The 16,109-nt window shown below is 44.7% G+C and carries 18 protein-coding genes; 8 read left to right on the top strand and 10 right to left on the bottom strand.

Annotated elements, in window-relative coordinates:
- Positions 1-148 precede the first annotated feature (148 nt).
- Positions 149-1,723 (top strand): polysaccharide-degrading enzyme, encoded by a 1,575-nt coding sequence (locus GX654_11990; protein ID NLD37578.1) that lies wholly within the window; start codon positions 149-151, stop codon positions 1,721-1,723.
- On the opposite strand, the gene GX654_11985 is transcribed toward GX654_11990, so the two are convergent.
- From GX654_11985 to GX654_11940, 10 genes are all read right to left on the bottom strand, one after another.
- Complete coding sequence (locus GX654_11985; GenBank protein ID NLD37577.1) at positions 1,724-2,587, bottom strand: hypothetical protein; 864 nt, start codon at positions 2,585-2,587, stop codon at positions 1,724-1,726.
- A 38-nt stretch (positions 2,588-2,625) separates the two neighbouring features.
- Complete coding sequence (locus GX654_11980) at positions 2,626-3,825, bottom strand: TDP-N-acetylfucosamine:lipid II N-acetylfucosaminyltransferase (GenBank protein NLD37576.1); 1,200 nt, start codon at positions 3,823-3,825, stop codon at positions 2,626-2,628.
- Between the two features lie 8 nt (positions 3,826-3,833).
- On the bottom strand, positions 3,834-4,250 hold the full coding sequence (locus GX654_11975) for a YjbQ family protein (GenBank protein ID NLD37575.1): 417 nt from the start codon (positions 4,248-4,250) through the stop codon (positions 3,834-3,836).
- On the bottom strand, positions 4,247-4,714 hold the full coding sequence (gene greA / locus GX654_11970) for a transcription elongation factor GreA (protein ID NLD37574.1): 468 nt from the start codon (positions 4,712-4,714) through the stop codon (positions 4,247-4,249). The genes GX654_11975 and greA overlap by 4 nt, the downstream gene beginning before the upstream one ends.
- A gap of 29 nt (positions 4,715-4,743) precedes the next feature.
- Positions 4,744-5,406, bottom strand: coding sequence for a metal-dependent transcriptional regulator (locus GX654_11965; GenBank protein NLD37573.1), 663 nt, complete (start codon positions 5,404-5,406; stop codon positions 4,744-4,746).
- Positions 5,381-5,575, bottom strand: a complete 195-nt coding sequence (locus GX654_11960; GenBank protein ID NLD37572.1) for a hypothetical protein — start codon at positions 5,573-5,575, stop codon at positions 5,381-5,383. The genes GX654_11965 and GX654_11960 overlap by 26 nt, the downstream gene beginning before the upstream one ends.
- A complete protein-coding gene (gene feoB / locus GX654_11955) occupies positions 5,572-7,545 on the bottom strand; it encodes a ferrous iron transport protein B (GenBank protein NLD37571.1) in 1,974 nt (657 codons plus the stop codon). Before feoB ends, GX654_11960 begins: the two co-directional genes overlap by 4 nt.
- A gap of 211 nt (positions 7,546-7,756) precedes the next feature.
- Positions 7,757-8,497 carry an ABC transporter ATP-binding protein gene (locus GX654_11950; GenBank protein ID NLD37570.1) on the bottom strand — a complete coding sequence of 247 codons (741 nt, stop codon included), beginning with the start codon at positions 8,495-8,497 and terminating at the stop codon, positions 7,757-7,759.
- Complete coding sequence (gene cbiQ / locus GX654_11945) at positions 8,494-9,240, bottom strand: cobalt ECF transporter T component CbiQ (protein NLD37569.1); 747 nt, start codon at positions 9,238-9,240, stop codon at positions 8,494-8,496. Before cbiQ ends, GX654_11950 begins: the two co-directional genes overlap by 4 nt.
- Positions 9,241-9,281: 41 nt before the next feature.
- Positions 9,282-10,460 (bottom strand): hypothetical protein, encoded by a 1,179-nt coding sequence (locus GX654_11940; protein ID NLD37568.1) that lies wholly within the window; start codon positions 10,458-10,460, stop codon positions 9,282-9,284.
- 258 nt (positions 10,461-10,718) lie between these two features.
- Between GX654_11940 and kdsA the strand changes: the two genes are divergently transcribed.
- The 7 genes from kdsA to raiA all read left to right on the top strand — a co-directional run bounded on the left by kdsA (position 10,719) and on the right by raiA (position 16,098).
- Positions 10,719-11,537 (top strand): 3-deoxy-8-phosphooctulonate synthase, encoded by an 819-nt coding sequence (kdsA, locus tag GX654_11935; protein ID NLD37567.1) that lies wholly within the window; start codon positions 10,719-10,721, stop codon positions 11,535-11,537.
- Positions 11,538-11,559: 22 nt separating this feature from the next.
- The gene (locus tag GX654_11930) at positions 11,560-12,093 is read left to right on the top strand and encodes an HAD-IIIA family hydrolase (protein ID NLD37566.1); all 534 of its coding nucleotides are present in this window, start codon (positions 11,560-11,562) and stop codon (positions 12,091-12,093) included.
- Between the two features lie 54 nt (positions 12,094-12,147).
- Positions 12,148-12,699 carry an LPS export ABC transporter periplasmic protein LptC gene (gene lptC / locus GX654_11925; GenBank protein ID NLD37565.1) on the top strand — a complete coding sequence of 184 codons (552 nt, stop codon included), beginning with the start codon at positions 12,148-12,150 and terminating at the stop codon, positions 12,697-12,699.
- Positions 12,699-13,247, top strand: a complete 549-nt coding sequence (locus GX654_11920; protein ID NLD37564.1) for a hypothetical protein — start codon at positions 12,699-12,701, stop codon at positions 13,245-13,247. Before lptC ends, GX654_11920 begins: the two co-directional genes overlap by 1 nt.
- A 5-nt stretch (positions 13,248-13,252) precedes the next feature.
- A complete protein-coding gene (lptB, locus tag GX654_11915; protein NLD37563.1) occupies positions 13,253-13,987 on the top strand; it encodes an LPS export ABC transporter ATP-binding protein in 735 nt (244 codons plus the stop codon).
- 32 nt (positions 13,988-14,019) lie between these two features.
- On the top strand, positions 14,020-15,471 hold the full coding sequence (gene rpoN, locus GX654_11910; GenBank protein ID NLD37562.1) for an RNA polymerase factor sigma-54: 1,452 nt from the start codon (positions 14,020-14,022) through the stop codon (positions 15,469-15,471).
- 96 nt (positions 15,472-15,567) lie between these two features.
- Complete coding sequence (gene raiA / locus GX654_11905; GenBank protein ID NLD37561.1) at positions 15,568-16,098, top strand: ribosome-associated translation inhibitor RaiA; 531 nt, start codon at positions 15,568-15,570, stop codon at positions 16,096-16,098.
- The last annotated feature ends 11 nt before the right edge of the window (positions 16,099-16,109 follow it).

Below are 16,109 nucleotides of genomic sequence, written 5' to 3'. Positions count from 1 at the left end.
CCTCCACCTGAGCTATCACAAGGGCTAAATGTCTCTGTAGTGAAGACTTTTTAACCTCTGCTAAAAAATACTTCATATTTTCAATTACTTATTTTTTTAAACATGCCCAATAGCGAAAGTCGGGTTAAGAAGAAAGGGGCTTGATTCCATGCAGGTTAAAAATATAAAAAAACGCATATCAAAGATTTGGGGCTGGGCCGAATGCTGTATGCTGCCATTGTTTATTATTACAGGGTTGCTTTTAATCAATGCCTGCAATGGTGGATCAGGCTCTTCCGGGGATACCCCTCCTGCAGTTATCAATAATGGTGATCCCATTCAGGGGGATGAAGAAGATGAAACCGGTGATGAAGGAGATAGCGCAACCCCTGTATATACCTGGAACCCATCAGCCTTCACCCATGTCTATGATGTTGGGCCTGGTAAACAATATGCTGAACCAGGGGATGTCCCGTGGGAGAACCTTGAACCATCCACCCTTGTGCGCATCTACTATCGCACTACGCCCTATCAGGCCAAATGGGTAATCAATGTAGCGGCAACTGCTCTATCGCCGGTAGTGGTCTTAGGTATACCTGAAGGCGATCAAAGGCCAATCATAAGCGGGGATGATGCTATAACCCGCACTGAACTGGATTACTGGAACGAGGTGAGGAGTATTATCAAGATCGGCGGGTCAAGCATCCCGGATAACCCTGATGTCCCTTCACACATCTATATTCAGGGGCTGGACATAAGAAGTGCAAGGCCGGGTTACCAGTTTACCGATGACGCAGGCAATACACAGGAATACAGCACAAATGCGGCAGCCATCCATATTGAAGAGGGGTCTGACATAACAGTTCATGACTGCCTGATTCATGATGCTGCAAACGGCCTCTTTTCAGGCTCAGCATCTTCCCGTGTCAGGATCAGCGGCAACTATGTATATGGTAACGGTATAGAGGACAGTATCTATCAGCATAACTCCTATACAGAAAGCCTTGGTATTGTGTTTGAATATAATCACTATGGCCCGCTCAGGGCAGGGTGCCTTGGGAATAACCTGAAGGATCGTTCATCCGGCACAATTATCAGGTACAACTGGATAGAAGCAGGGAACCGCCAGCTTGATCTTGTGGAGACTGATTATGATCACATAGCAAACGACCCGGCATATGATGAGACTTTTGTATATGGTAACGTGCTTATAGAACCGGACGGGGCAGGCAACAGCCAGATCATGCATTATGGAGGTGATGGCGGTGACACGGATATGTATCGCAGGGGCACACTCTATTTTTATCACAACACGGTTGTCTCCACACGCAGCGGTAACACCACGCTCATGCGTTTAAGCACCCTTGATGTTACTGCTCTGGTATTCAACAATATTATCTATGCATCCGCGGGAGGAGGGTACCTTGCCATAACAAGCGGTAATGGTCAGACAGAGCTTGAAGATAACTGGCTCCCGGAAGATTGGCAACTCACACATGAATCAGACCTTGATCCGGGTGCCACTGTGGCTGACCTTGGAAACATAGAAGGAAGCACACCGGGATTTCTGGATTTTAGTGCACAGGATTTCCATCTTTCATCTGGTTCGCTTGCAAGGGGTAACGCAGGCAGCCTGCCGACAGATGTGGCAAACTACCCAGTGGAATATCAGTATGTGCAGCACCAGCAGATTGAAATACGCTCACTCGAATCTCTCGTGGACATAGGGGCCTTCGGGTATTGATTAAGAAAGCCATGTAGTCCTGTATGCTGGAAAAAACCTGTTGCCGGGTATAGAAAGCTGATAGTATCTCTTTTGCTCTATCACCATACGAAGGAGCCATGTTGGAAGTGAATGGTTGCTCCAACGCACCTTAAAACGTAAAAGCCCGCCATTATCTCCTTCCGGGGCGCCCCCCATGAAAACCATAATGTTGTTTTGATGTGAATACTCGGTTATATGATTCATCAGGGCATATGAGGCGCATGAGGTTATTCCTGTATTGCCAGTTACTATGTGGAGTAAATGCAATTCATGATTAAAATTCAGGCCGCAGGCCATAGCGCCCCAGACAGCCCCTTTAGCAACTCCAAAAACCTGGATTTGGGGGAGTTGAAAAAGTTTTATGAAGTGTGATATAGGGTGATCAAATGCGCTTCCGATAAGCGCTCTTCTTAATATTACATCCCTGTGAAGGGTTATAAATACATCAATATCTTTTTCTGGATTCACCGTCAACGGTTTCCATATCCTTTCGCCTTTCCGCAGGTTTGAAAGCGATTTTCTGCTTAATGGTTTTCTCGACAGGGCGGGATTTATTATAAAATGGTTTTTGTGCTGAATGATATCTGATCCTGACCATGGCGGCCTCGGTGAGGGTCTGGTCACCCCAACAATGGTAATTAGATCCTGATATTGATCATAGAAATTATTATGATCCTCTGAATTCAATTTTACATATGGCCATGGAAGCCTGCCATCCATAAGCTCTTTTCCAGGAATTTTTCTTATAAAAACCGGGCAGGATGTGTTATTTCGCTTTTCAAAGTTATCTGAATAGCATAAGGAATAGTCTGATCTGTTAAAAGGAAAGGGTTCTGTTGTCATGTGATCTATTCTCAGTATTGTCTGTCCGGCATTATCCCTTATCTGCAGAGAGAATGTCTCTCTTTAACGAAATCTGCAAGTCTGCCTATTGATTGAAGGGCGTTTGCGTCACTCCACCTTGCCTCTAAAACCTTATGAATTTGTATCTTTTCTGTGTCACAAAAAGGTTTAAGGAATTTTTTTCTTTCCGCCAAATCATCCTGCACGCTTCCAACAGGGACACCTAGATTCTCATAAAAATTTTTTAGCGGATTCTCATTCCGCAGATAGACTCTGGAGCCTTTATACATGACAGTGGGTATTGTTGCTCCAGCAGCATGTCGAACATGGTTCATTATCACAGTGCCACATTTTTGTATACACTGGTAATACTGAGAAGCAGGCATTAAATCTCTTAATATGGTTATTCTTTCACCAAATCGCCTTTTCCCGATGATTTCGATCTCTTTTGCATACCTTTTATCTCCCCTGTTTAAAGGGACTATCAATTTCCGGGAGCCTAGATCAAGATCATCAAGCAGATCAAAAATCTCCAGATGGTTATTTGCCGGTGTGGCCCCGTTTCCTATCAGGATATCAGGACCATTCATTGAGGTGGGACCAGCAGAAAATGTTTTTTCTGCACAAAAAAAGAACATCTCATTGTATTGTTTATTCGCGCCGGGGAACGCCATTTCAAATAAATTTCTGACAGTAGGCAGGACATGGAAATAGTCAATCCTTGGGATCACGTCAAGCGGCAGCTTTTTTCTCCAGGATAAATATGGGAGAAAAACCCCAAGGTAACTCCTGATTTTTAACGGATCCTTTATTGCAGTCATCATGCGATTAATCCAATACCTGATGAATTCCCTGCCTTTTCGCGCCTCAAGCAGTATCCTGGTCTTTGGAAGGTGAATATCTGTCATATAAGGAGATAAAAACCTGTAATAATCGCCTCCCCAGGTTGCCCAGAAAATCACCACATTTGAAGGCGCCCCAAGGATTGCATCAATATACAGAGGATTCATAGAGTTGATTATCAGGCAATCGCACTGTTTGACCTCTTCTCTCATTCTCCTGCTTGTCCAGTAATCGATGCCTGCAAATTCAACATCCGGACTTTTTTCAAGAAAAGCCGGGGAATCACCCCTAAGTGTATGAGTTCGGTATATGTTAGAGTCGGGAAAAACCCTGTCAAAGGTATCTTTAATATAAACTGAGAAGGGGCTGTCTGGTATGAAATGAAGCAGTTTCATCTATACTTTCACTCGCCGATGATCTTTACCAGCACCCGTTTCCTTCTTCTGCCGTCAAACTCGCCGTAAAAGATCTGTTCCCAGGGGCCGAAGTCAAGCCTGCCATCTGTTATGGCAACAACCACCTCTCTTCCCATGATCTGCCTTTTCATGTGGGCATCCGCATTGTCCTCCCCTACATTATGCCGGTACTGTGAAACAGGCTCATGAGGAGCGAGTTGTTCAAGCCATTTTTCATAATCGTGGTGCAGGCCTGATTCATCATCATTAATAAAGACCGATGCGGTGATATGCATTGCGTTACAGAGTAATAGGCCCTCTTTAATTTCGCTCTCCTTCAGGCATACCTCAATATCGGGCGTGATATTGATAAAGGCCCTTCGTGTAGACACATTAAACCACAGCTCTTTTCTGTATGACCTCATAAAATCTCCAGCACCTCATACTCCTGGAGCCCGCCAGGTGTTTTTACCCTTACCTCGTCACCCACCTCGCTTCCGATAAGGGCCATGCCTATGGGTGATTTTACAGAGATCCTTCCATTATCAGGGTCAGATTCATATGGCCCTAAAAGCTGATACTGCACCTCTTCTTCCGTTTCCATATTATAGAGGAGCACGGTACGGCCAAAAACTACCCTGTCTGTCGGGCCATTTGTAAAATCTATTACCTCTGCCTGACCGATGACCGATTCCAGTTCATTTATCTTGCCTTCAAGAAATGACTGCTTTTCCTTTGCTGCATGGTATTCTGCATTCTCACTCAGGTCCCCATGTTTTCTGGCCTCTTCAATGGCGCGTATATTATCCGGACGCTCAACCTTTTTTATGTGTGCAAGCTCTTCCTTAACCTTATCAAGACCTTCCTTTGTAAACGGGATTCTCTCCATAAATGCTCCTCTTTGAAATAGTTAGATATTCAGCTTTTGCCATTCTTCCTGACATAAACATCATCCAGCACCTCAGGGTCAATGGCAAGGTCTGTCTCCCCCACCTTGAGTACAAATGCGGGGTAGGTCTGATGAACCTTTACCATCTCGCCTGGTGTGATGCCAAGGTCTGTGAGCCTGTCAAGGCGTGAATGGTGTTTTGTAGAGACATATACAATCCGTCCTGTTTCTCCCGACTTTAATCTGTTAAGGGGCATAATTACAGGCTGTATATTCTGTTCCGCCCTTTTACAGCAGGCCCCCGGAGGGATATGCCTGCCGTGAGGGCATTCACGCGGGTGGCCAAGCAGGGTGCATATGGCATCAAGGGCCTCATGGCTCAGGCAGTGTTCAAGGCTGCATGCAGTCTCTTCCATGGGTGCATCCTCTATCTCCATGACATCTGTAAAGAGCCTTTCAGCAAGCCTGTGAGCCCTGATGAGTTTCCTGGCAATCTCCTCTCCCTTCTGGGTAAGGTTTATCTCATCTCTGACCTCAAATATGAAATCATCATCTATGAGCCCATCAATGACCTCCTCTGTTACCTTAGGGTTCTCTATTTTCAGAAGGTCAGCCCTTTTTACAGAGCCTATCTCCTTACCGCACCATATGGATTCAAGGACCTCATCAATCTCTTCTTTTGTCAGTAACATCTTTATCTCCTTTGGTTACTCTCTTTATCCAGTCAATGATGCCGGATCTTTCAACTGTGCTGTACCCGCAGTGGGGGCAGCAGATGCTCCTGCAATTTTTATTTACAGGACACCCCTTACACTCATTTTTATCAGGGTCAAATTCGTATCCGCACAGGGCGCATTTCATAGGGTTACCTTAAGTATACGCAGAATAAAATTAAATAACCCGCCGAACAAAAAGGCAAAGACAAATATAAAAGATACAATAATGGAGGCTGTCTTTATGCCGCGCTCCTTGATCATTATAAACATATTGGCTATGCAGGGCACAAAAAGGGTGATGGTGACAAGGGCTACGAGCATCTGGATCGGATCAAGGTTTCCCTCCTTTACAACAAGCACTGCAGCGTAATCTCTTCTTAAAAACCCCATCACAAATGCACCTGCAATCTCCTTTGGAAGCCCGAGCAGGTTCACCACAACAGGCGCGGCTAAATCCTGAATCAGTGTAAGTACGCCCAGTTTATCAAGGGTAAATAGTATTATTGTGCCCAGCATGAACAGGGGAACTGCCTCTTTCAGATACCACTCAATACGTGCAAAGGTTTTTATAACTATGTTTGAAAACTTGGGTATCCTGATGGGCGGAGTCTCAAGTATGAAATCTGATTTTTTCCCGGGGATCACGATAGATGAGAAATAGCCGATCACAAAGATGACACATATAATGACGAAGGCCCAGATAATGGTGGCCCAGGGGGATATGGTTGATGTCCCGCCAAAGATTACACCAAGCTGGGCAGAGCACGGGACAGCAAGGGCCAGGAGCAGTGTAATGATAATCCTCTCCTTTTTGCTGGGGAGTATCCTTGCGGTAAGGGTTGCCATGGTCGCGCACCCCAGGCCCAGAATCATGGGTAAAACAGCGGTGCCATTGAGGCCGATTATCCTGAATATCCTGTTAACCATTATTGCAAGCCTTGGCATATACCCTGAGTCTTCCATAAGACCAAAAATCAAAAAGAAGAAACCCACAATGGGAAGCACTATCGCGATGGCGTAGGTGAAGGCCATGGTAAAGATGCCATATTCACCGATCAGGAATTCCCTTATGAGTGCATTACCTGTTACTGAATGAACAACCCTTCTTAAGAATGGGTTGATATATTCACCGAACACGATGCTCTCCATAAAATCAACACATGTGCCTGCGCCGAATTCACCAACAATCTTGTATGTAATGTAGAGCACTGCAAGCAGAATGGGTATGCCCCATACAGGGTGCATGGAAAGCCTGCCAAAGGTCTGGGCGATATTGTGATCCGCGGCCCGTTCATCCTTTGTCTGAACCTCCCTCATGATCTCATCTACCTTTGCCATCCTGCGCTTGTTGATAAGGTAGCTTAACGGTGTGGGGCTCATGGACTGAATAGAGGTTCTTATCGCATATACCCTCTCAATTGCCTCTTTGCCATACCTGGCTGAAAACCATTCATCTATTCCATGCTCCCCCTCAAGGAGCATTATGGCAATCAACCTGGATATCTTTTCAGGGTAAAGCCCCTGTATCTGCCTTATCCCAGTTTCCAGCTTATCGCCATAATCCACAGCTACATTTGGTTTCAGAGGGTTTGAGATCCCCTTTATGATCCCATGTATCCCCTCCCTTCTGGTGGCAACAGTGGGGATAACCTCGGTTCCGAGGATCTGGCCGAGTTTTTTTGTGTCTATGTAAATACCCCTGCTCATCGCCTCATCAACCATGTTGACGTCCAATATAAAGGGTATCTCCATTTCAGAAAGCTGTATGCTTATGGAAAGTCCCCTGCGCAGATTTTTTGAATCGGCCACCTGGACAACAATCTGTGCATTTTCGTCAAGGAGTATGTCGCGCGTAACCCTTTCGTCTTCTGACTGGGGAATGAGGCTGTTGGTGCCAGGGGTGTCAATAACCAGATATTTTTTTTTGCCGCCAAAACGGGAGAATGCCCTTGATACCTCAACGGTTGTTCCGGGGTAGTTGGAGACGGTTACATATTTGCCGGTCAGTAGCCCGAAGATTACACTTTTCCCCACATTGGGGTTACCGACAAGTATGATCTTGTCCCTTTCCATGTAATCCAGTTGTTTTTTGGTATCATGACCGCTCGGGCTCATTTCTTCTCCTGAACACCTTTACTCAATGAAAAACCGGATCGAAAAGTGATTAACTGATCGATCCGGGTATATTTGTAAAACAATAATAGTGTCAAAACGGTTCTGGATTATAGGTAGGTAAACATGCTATGTCAAGTAATAAGCCTTTGCTGGGTCTCTGTATCTTGGACTGTTGAAAAGCCTTCAATAAACATGGATTAATGCTTGCAGATTACCCGGAAATATCAGAGTGGGTATGGGGCACCTCTCCATGACCATGGGTATGGACATGGCTATGTGCAAATTCTCCCCTTTCCTTAGTAATCCTGCCATCTAACATGCCATATATTACCCCGGTGGTATGGCTGATAAAATCCATGTCATGCGAGATGATTATGGCTGAAACATCTATAGATTCAAGTATATGCATTATTTTATGGGTGGTGTCAGGATCAATGCCCGATGTTGGTTCATCAAGGAGAAGGACCTCAGGTTTCATGGCAAGCACTGTTGCAAGGGATACAAGCTTCTTTTCCCCGCCGGAGAGTTTATATGTTATCCTATCCTCAAGATCCCCTATGCCAAGGTCAGAAAGCGCCTTCCTTGAGATATCCTTTGCATCCTTAATACTTTTCCCCTGATTAAGGGGCCCGAAGGCCACATCATCAAGCACGGTCGGGTTAAAAAGCTGGTCATCCGGGTCCTGAAAAAGCAGGCCGATCCGCTGCCTTACCGGAAAGAAGTCCCTTTTATGTGTCATCTCCTTCCCGAAGATAGTGAGTCTGCCGCTCGTGGGTCTTAACAGACCCATTATGAGTCTGAACATAGTGCTCTTCCCGCTTCCGTTTGGCCCGATTATGCCGAGCCTTTCCCCTTTTTTAAGGCGAAGGTCAAGATCATTAATCACCTTTCTACCGGAAGGGTATGAAAAGGATACCTTTTCCAGGTTTATGATGTTATCTGTTTCCGTCATCTTGCAAAGATAATAGCAGTAAGGGTAAAAAGAAATATGATCACAAAAATAAAATCAGCACCATTTATATTAAACCCGGTAAGGTCATAAAACCTACCATGAAAGCCCCTGCACAGCATCGCGGAATGTACCCGCTCTGCGCGGTCATGACTTTTAACAATCAGCATCCCTGCCAGATAGGCATAGGAACGGTAAGTATGCAGGTTTGTACCAGGGCGGAATCCCCTTATCTCCATGGCCTCTTTAAGCCTTCGGTATTCATTCATGATAGTATGGATATACCTGTAAGAAAAAATAAATAGATTTACTATCTTTGAAGGCAGACCCAGCGCCCCCATTGCCCTGCCCATGGTAAACACAGGCATTGTGGCTGTAAGTGCGATAAGAACAGTAATTATGGCATTTGATTTTATTGTAAGGCGAAGGCAGTATATGAGCCCCTCCAGTGAAATATTAAACGGCCCGATCTGTAAAAGGCTCTCCCCCTTTATGGTAAAAGGGAGAAAGAGCCACAAAAACAGTATAAAGAGATTAGCGCAGAGGATACGCACCAGGAATTTTTTAACCTGAAGCCTGGCTAATGCCGCTATTACAAGCGCAGCAATAAGGCCAAGAAAAACAGGGGGAACCCTTTCTGAAGATGATATTACCACTGAAAAGGCAAATGCAGAGAGTATTCTGACCCTGGGATCAAGCCTGTGTATTATGGAACCCCCTTCTGAAAAGCCTTCATTGATATTCATCTTCTGCAAGCCTTTTATTCTGAGCCAGATGCATGCGTGTATCAGGATTTCCTTGCTGTAGGCAGCATCACCTGTGGTTCAGTGAGAATAAAATCCCCTTTTTTGATCCATGTTTTTAATATCTCCGCCACCTCAACAGCTCTCACATATGAAGAAAGGGGTACTGTCGGAATATCCCTGCCATTGAATTTAATCATGCCGCTTTTAAGCTGGGCATAGCTTACCATGGCAAGGGTCTTTGATTCCCCATTAGGGTAGTCATTGCCATAGTCAACAACACGGGTGTAGATATCCTCATCAGCGACACCTGTAAACTTTGCCATATCTTCATTGAGTATGGGTATTGGGACACCGAGCCCTATGTTAATACTGCATCCATAACCCTGCATGCTTACACCCGCAATCCATTTCGGGTCCATCTGTTTCATATCACCCATTACCATGAGTGTGCCTGCCCCGGACAGGGGCGTGCCGTTTTTTGCCCTCTCCGCATTCGGGTTATGCTGTGTGCCGGGGCCTACAATATAACCCTGTGCGCCCCCCAGAAAGATCCTTGTACCCATGCCCAGTGTAAGGTAATAGGGGTCGTTGAAGAGTGGGCTTACACAGCCTGCGGTTGCGTAGTTGGCATTCCCGGCCTTGGGTTTTAGGACTCCCATGTATGTATAGATGGTCTTTGCGCTCAGGTTTATTGCACAGTTATAGTTCTGATAGGCATTCCGGGGGTTCAGCATGGTAGCGTAAGGCAGGTCGGAAAGTGTAATCTTCTTTTCAAATTCCTTTCTGGGGTAACAGTCTGTTCCATATGATGTTGCCCTGAGTGTTATCTTTTTCCCTGCGATAAGGTCATGTATAACATGGCCTCCGCCATACTTGAACTGTCCGGGATATACTCCGTTTAATGGATCATCCTCTGCAACCTCGGTTGCACCGATATATGCATCGACTGCTGCAATACCGCCATAAGCAGGGACATTATTAAACAATACCTTTGAGGCCCTGATAGCCGGTTTTGTGTGGCCGAAGTTAATAAATGCACCGGAAGAACACATTGGTGAAAAGGTCCCTGTTGTGACAACATCTATTTCTGCTGCGGCTGCGCTGGCGCCCTTCTGTTTAACGATCTCTGTCATCTCGTCGGCCCTGACAACTACTGCCTTTCCTGACCTGATCTTTTTATTTATCTCTTCTATTGTCCTGGTTGTCTTTTTACTGGCCACCTTTTAACACCTCCGGGATCATATTGTTATGACATAAAAAAATCTGCCCCATTGAGGCAGCGGGGAGCAATGATAGTTCCAAAACATGGATAAGACAAGCAAAAGTTTATGTTGAAAGACTCTTGAAGATGAGGCGCATGTTGTTTGCTTGACATTTACCTACCCTTTTTATAAGCATTAAACCTTTCCCGGCTAACCATGCCAATTTATGAGGCACATCCCCGGGAAAGAGCTGTTCATTATTCCATGGAGAAGTGTATGGGTAACACAGTATATGCGGGAAATATCAGGATAGACGAAAAAGGGCCATTCTTTATCATTGCCGGGCCCTGCGTCATAGAGTCGGAAGAGATAACATTGAGGGTAGCCTCCTTTTTAAAAGAGACATCCGAAAAACTTGATATCCCGATTATATTCAAGACCTCATATGACAAGGCAAACAGGACATCGGTTACCTCATACAGGGGACCCGGGTTAGAAAAAGGCCTTGAGATCATCATGAAGGTTAAAGAAAAGACTGGCCTTCCGGTACTTTCAGATATCCACAGCCTTGATGAGGTGGAAAAAGCCGCCTCAGTGCTGGATGTACTTCAGATACCTGCCTTTTTAAGCAGGCAGACAGACCTCCTTGTAAAGGCAGGGAAATCAGGGAAGACGGTCAATATCAAGAAGGGGCAGTTTGTATCACCCCTTGATTTTGAGCAGGCCGTAAAAAAGGTGCTATCAAGCGGGAACAAAAATATCATGCTCACGGAAAGGGGCACATTCTTCGGGTACAATAATCTTGTGGTGGACTTCAGGGGTATCCCCATCATGAAAGGCTTCGGATTCCCTGTTGTCTTTGACGCCACCCACAGTGTTCAGCTGCCGGGTGGTGACGGTACCAGTTCTGGCGGAGAGAGAAAATATGCAGCATCCCTCGCCCGTGCAGCAGTGGCTGCGGGCGCTAACGGGGTATTTATGGAGGTGCACCCTGACCCTGACAGGGCACTGTGTGACGGCCCCAACTCTTTACCTCTTGAAGAGGTGAAACCCCTTCTGATACTGCTCAAGGATATCCACTCCCTTGTCAACTGACCCAAAGGAGAAACAGATAATGATAGAAAACAGGGCAAAAGAAATAGCGCTCCTTGTACTTGATGTGGATGGTGTAATGACAGATGGCCGCATAGTAATGAATGACCTGGGGCAGGAGACAAAATATTTTAATGTAAAGGACGGGCATGGCATAAGGCTTTTACTTCATGCGGGTATTGATGTTGCGATTATCACCGGCAGGGAATCTGAGACGGTAAGATTGAGGGCCGCTGACCTGGGGATTACCATGGTCTATCAGGGTATAAAAGAGAAGGAAGCAGTATGTAAAAAGATAATAGCTGAAAAAGGTCTTAAAATAGATCAGGTCTGCTGCATGGGGGATGATCTCCCTGATATCCCCATGTTAAGGTGTGCCGGGCTTCCGGTTGCCGTAGCAGATGCCACCATGGAAACCCGTGATGCAGCCATCTATGTAACCAAGGCCCCGGGAGGGTTTGGCGCTGTAAGGGAGATGTGCGAGATCATCCTCAAGGCAAAGGGGAAATGGCCGGAATTTTACGGAAACAATGAAAAAACCAAATTAGGCTTTACATAGTAAAAATGTATCTGGTATAATTATTGCATTATGGTGAGGCTCTCAAAAAAATCGTTGCCATTAATCGGGGTTGTTCTCCTGTTATCTATCATCGGATTTTTTCTGGTAAAAACCGATAAAGGAGAATCCGAGAATAAGATGCCGGAGGTGACTGTCCCAAAGGCGGATATCAGCTCGGAAAATTTTAAAATTTCTAAGACTGATCCCGACAAAGGTACTAAACTGACACTTGAGGCTGATGAGGGTAGTTTTTCTACTGAAAAGGATAGTGAAATAGGCAGCTTTACGGGGTTCAGGCTGAAATACCAGACAAAAGAGGCCCTTGATTTTAAACTCGAAGGGGCAAGCGGGGAGTTTGACAGGGCAAAAAATGAGATTTACCTATCCGGGGGGCTTAAGGGTAAAACAGCAGACGGGTATCTCCTTTACACCGAGCGAATAACGATTCAACAGGATGAAAACTGTATTAAATCCGATGAGGTTGTTACAGTAGAGGGGCCTTTTTTCAGGATAACTGGCAAGGGGTTGTTTATGGATCTGGAAAAGAAAACACTGGAAATACTCAAAGATGTAAATTCGGTCTTTGATACAGGGGCACTTGATTAATGAAACAATTACACAACATTTTGCTGATATTCATATTATTATTTATATTGCTGCCCGGTAGTGTCTATCCGGAGACAAAAAAAATTGAAAATATCTTTGACACCCAGGCCGGGGAGGTAAAAATAGAGTCTATCTCCTGGAAAATGTACATGAAAGAGTCAAAGGCAACCTTTAATGGTGATGTAAAGCTTGATGGTTTTAAGGTTGAAGGTGATGATATTACCATGTCCTGTCAGAAGCTTGAGTTGTATTTCAAAAACACAGGCAAGGATACAAGCATAAAATCCAATGTGATAGAAAAGATTATTGCCACAGAATCAATAGTAATCAAACGTTCAGATGGAAGTTATGCAGCAGCGGAAATGGCGGAATATATTATAGAATCCGAAAAGATAATCCTTACAGGAAACCCATATTTTAAATATGGTAAAGGCGGTGAAGGGCGTGCCCAAAAGATTATATATGATATAAAAGAAGAAAGTTTCAGTGCTGAAGGAACAAAAGAGGACAAGGCAACATTATCCAGAACCGGAAAGGATGAAAGGTAACAGGATTGTCCATACCGGTTGAAAAACTAGAGGCAAGGGATGTTGCCAAGATATATAAGGGTAAAAGGGTAGTTGATAAAATCAATATCAGCATAGAAAGGGGTAGTATTGTCGGGCTCCTGGGTCCGAATGGGGCAGGAAAGACAACCTCCTTTTACATGATGATAGGCCGTGTAAGGCCGGATGAGGGACGCATCCTGCTCGACGGCAATGATATAACAGATGATCCCATGTATATGCGGGCAAGGAAGGGGATAAGCTATCTGCCACAGGAACCATCTGTTTTCAGAAAACTGACTGTTTATGAGAATATACTTGCGGTTGTAGAAGGAAACAATTATTCTTCAACCGAAATCAAAGAGAGGGTGAACAGGTTTCTTGATGAGCTGGATATAAAACACCTGGCAGGTCAGAAGGCCTCATCCCTTTCCGGCGGAGAAAGAAGAAGGCTTGAGATATCAAGGGCGCTTGTATCGGAACCCAGGTTTATGCTGCTGGATGAGCCCTTTGCCGGGATAGACCCGCTGATCATTAATGATATAAAACAGATAATAAGGCGGCTAAAGGAAAAGGGCATAGGGATTATTATTACTGATCACAATGTAAGAGAGACCCTTGATGTATGTGATGCCGCTTATCTGGTCAAGCAGGGGAATATAGTTGAATACGGTTCACCCGCAGATATACTGAACAGCAAGGTTGCAAGGGATGTATACCTGGGTGAAGACTTTAATATGTAATGACAACACTAATGGATTAATAACAAGGTCAAATGGCGCTTCAACTTAAACAATCTCTAAGCCTCTCCCAGCAGCTCATAATGACCCCGCAGCTGCAGCAGGCTATTAAACTTTTGCAGCTCTCAAGGCTTGAACTGCTTGAAACCATTACACAGGAAATGGAAACAAACCCCCTTCTGGACGAACAGTCCCCATTGGATACAGAAGGCGATAATATTGAGATCGTTGAAGATGCTATCTCTTCACCTGAAGAACAGCCGGCAAAAGAGGTCACCATAGATGAAAATGCCACAAACGATACTGTAGACTGGGAGACATATATCTCAGAATACAACACCGGTTGGGCAGATACACCATATCAGGGCAAGGAGGCCCCTGCCTTTGAAAATATGAACCAGGAGAAGACAAGCCTCAACTCTCACCTGATGTGGCAGCTTTCCATGAGTCATATGGATGAAAAACAGAGAGAAATAGCCATCCAGATTATCGGGAATATAGATGAGGATGGCTATCTTCAGATATCCATGGAGGAACTTTGCGAGGCAACCGGGGGCACTGAAGAGGAGGTGGCTTGTACCCTCCGGGCAATACAGAATTTTGATCCAGTCGGGGTAGGTGCAAGGGACACAAGGGAATGCCTCCTTATCCAGGCCAGGTTCCAGAATCTAACGGGAACGATTGTCGAAAAGATAATCATGGATCACATGGATAACCTGGAAAACAAAAGGTACGACAAGATAGCTAAGGGGCTTTCCATAAGCATGCCTGAGGTGCTTAAGGCGGTTGAAATCATTACCAATCTTGAACCCAAGCCCGGCAGGCTTTACAGTGAAGAGGATACAATATATATAAGCCCGGATATCTATGTATTCAAGGTGGGGGATGATTACGAGATTGTACTGAATGAAGATGGTCTTCCTAAACTAAAAATAAACAGCTATTATAAAGAAATACTTAATCATGACAATGGGGCTTCTCCCGGCAATGACAAGACAAAGGAGTATATCCTTGACAAGATGAAGTCGGCTGCGTGGCTGATAAAAAGCATTCATCAAAGACAGAGAACCATTTATAAGGTAACAGAGAGCATAGTCCAGTTTCAGAGGAAATTTTTTGATTACGGGGTTACCCACCTTAAACCACTTGTTTTGAGGGATGTTGCCGAGCATATACAGATGCATGAATCTACAATAAGCAGGGTGACCACAAATAAATATGTCCACACCCCCCAGGGGGTATTTGAACTTAAATACTTTTTTAACAGCGCTATCAACAGCATGGAAGGTGATTCCATTGCCTCTGAAAGCGTTAAGGAACACATCAGAAACATTATAAAGTCTGAAAATAAAGGTACTCCATACAGTGACCAGGAGGTTGCTGATATGTTAAAAAATCATAACATTGATGTTGCCCGCAGGACAGTAGCAAAATACAGGGAGACCCTTGGAATTTTGCCCTCTAGAAAAAGACGGGAACTTTTTTAGTGATTATATTGATTTAAAACTGATCGGGAACAGGGTGTTTTAAAGGTAGCAATTTTTCCCGGTGTATTAACAAAAACCCAATACAGGAGGTATTCTATGGACATCACCGTAACGTTCAGACACATCGACTCAACAGAAAGCCTAAAAGAGTACGCAGAAGAAAAGTTATCCAAAATTGGTAAATATTTTGATTTTCCAGTAGACGCCCATGTTGTGCTGACAGCAGAAAAATTTAGAAGAATGGCAGATGTGACCTTAAATGTAAACGGCACGGTAATAAAGGCAGAAGAAGAGACAGAGGACATGTATGCTGCCATAGACCAGGTCATGGATAAAATAGAATCCCAGGTTAAAAAATACAGGGACAAGATAAGAAACAGACGGGTCAAATCAGAAGGCACGCTTGGCGCCGGACAGGGAGATGAGGCAGGGGAAATAACAGCCGATGAACCTGTTATTATACTGGAAAAGATGGTTGCCAAGCCTATGGATGCAGAGGAGGCAGCCATGCAGCTTACTATTTCCCAGCAGGATTTTCTGGTATTCAGGAATCCACGCTCCGGCGATATAAATGTAATTTACAAAAGAAAGGACAGAAATCTTGGGTTGATTGAACCGGCAATGTAACATATGGTAAA

Source organism: Desulfatiglans sp., from assembly GCA_012513605.1.
Taxonomy (GTDB): Bacteria; Desulfobacterota; DSM-4660; order Desulfatiglandales; family HGW-15; genus JAAZBV01.
The sequence above is the reverse complement of the archived record's forward strand: the minus strand, read 5'-3'. Positions and strand labels throughout refer to the sequence as shown.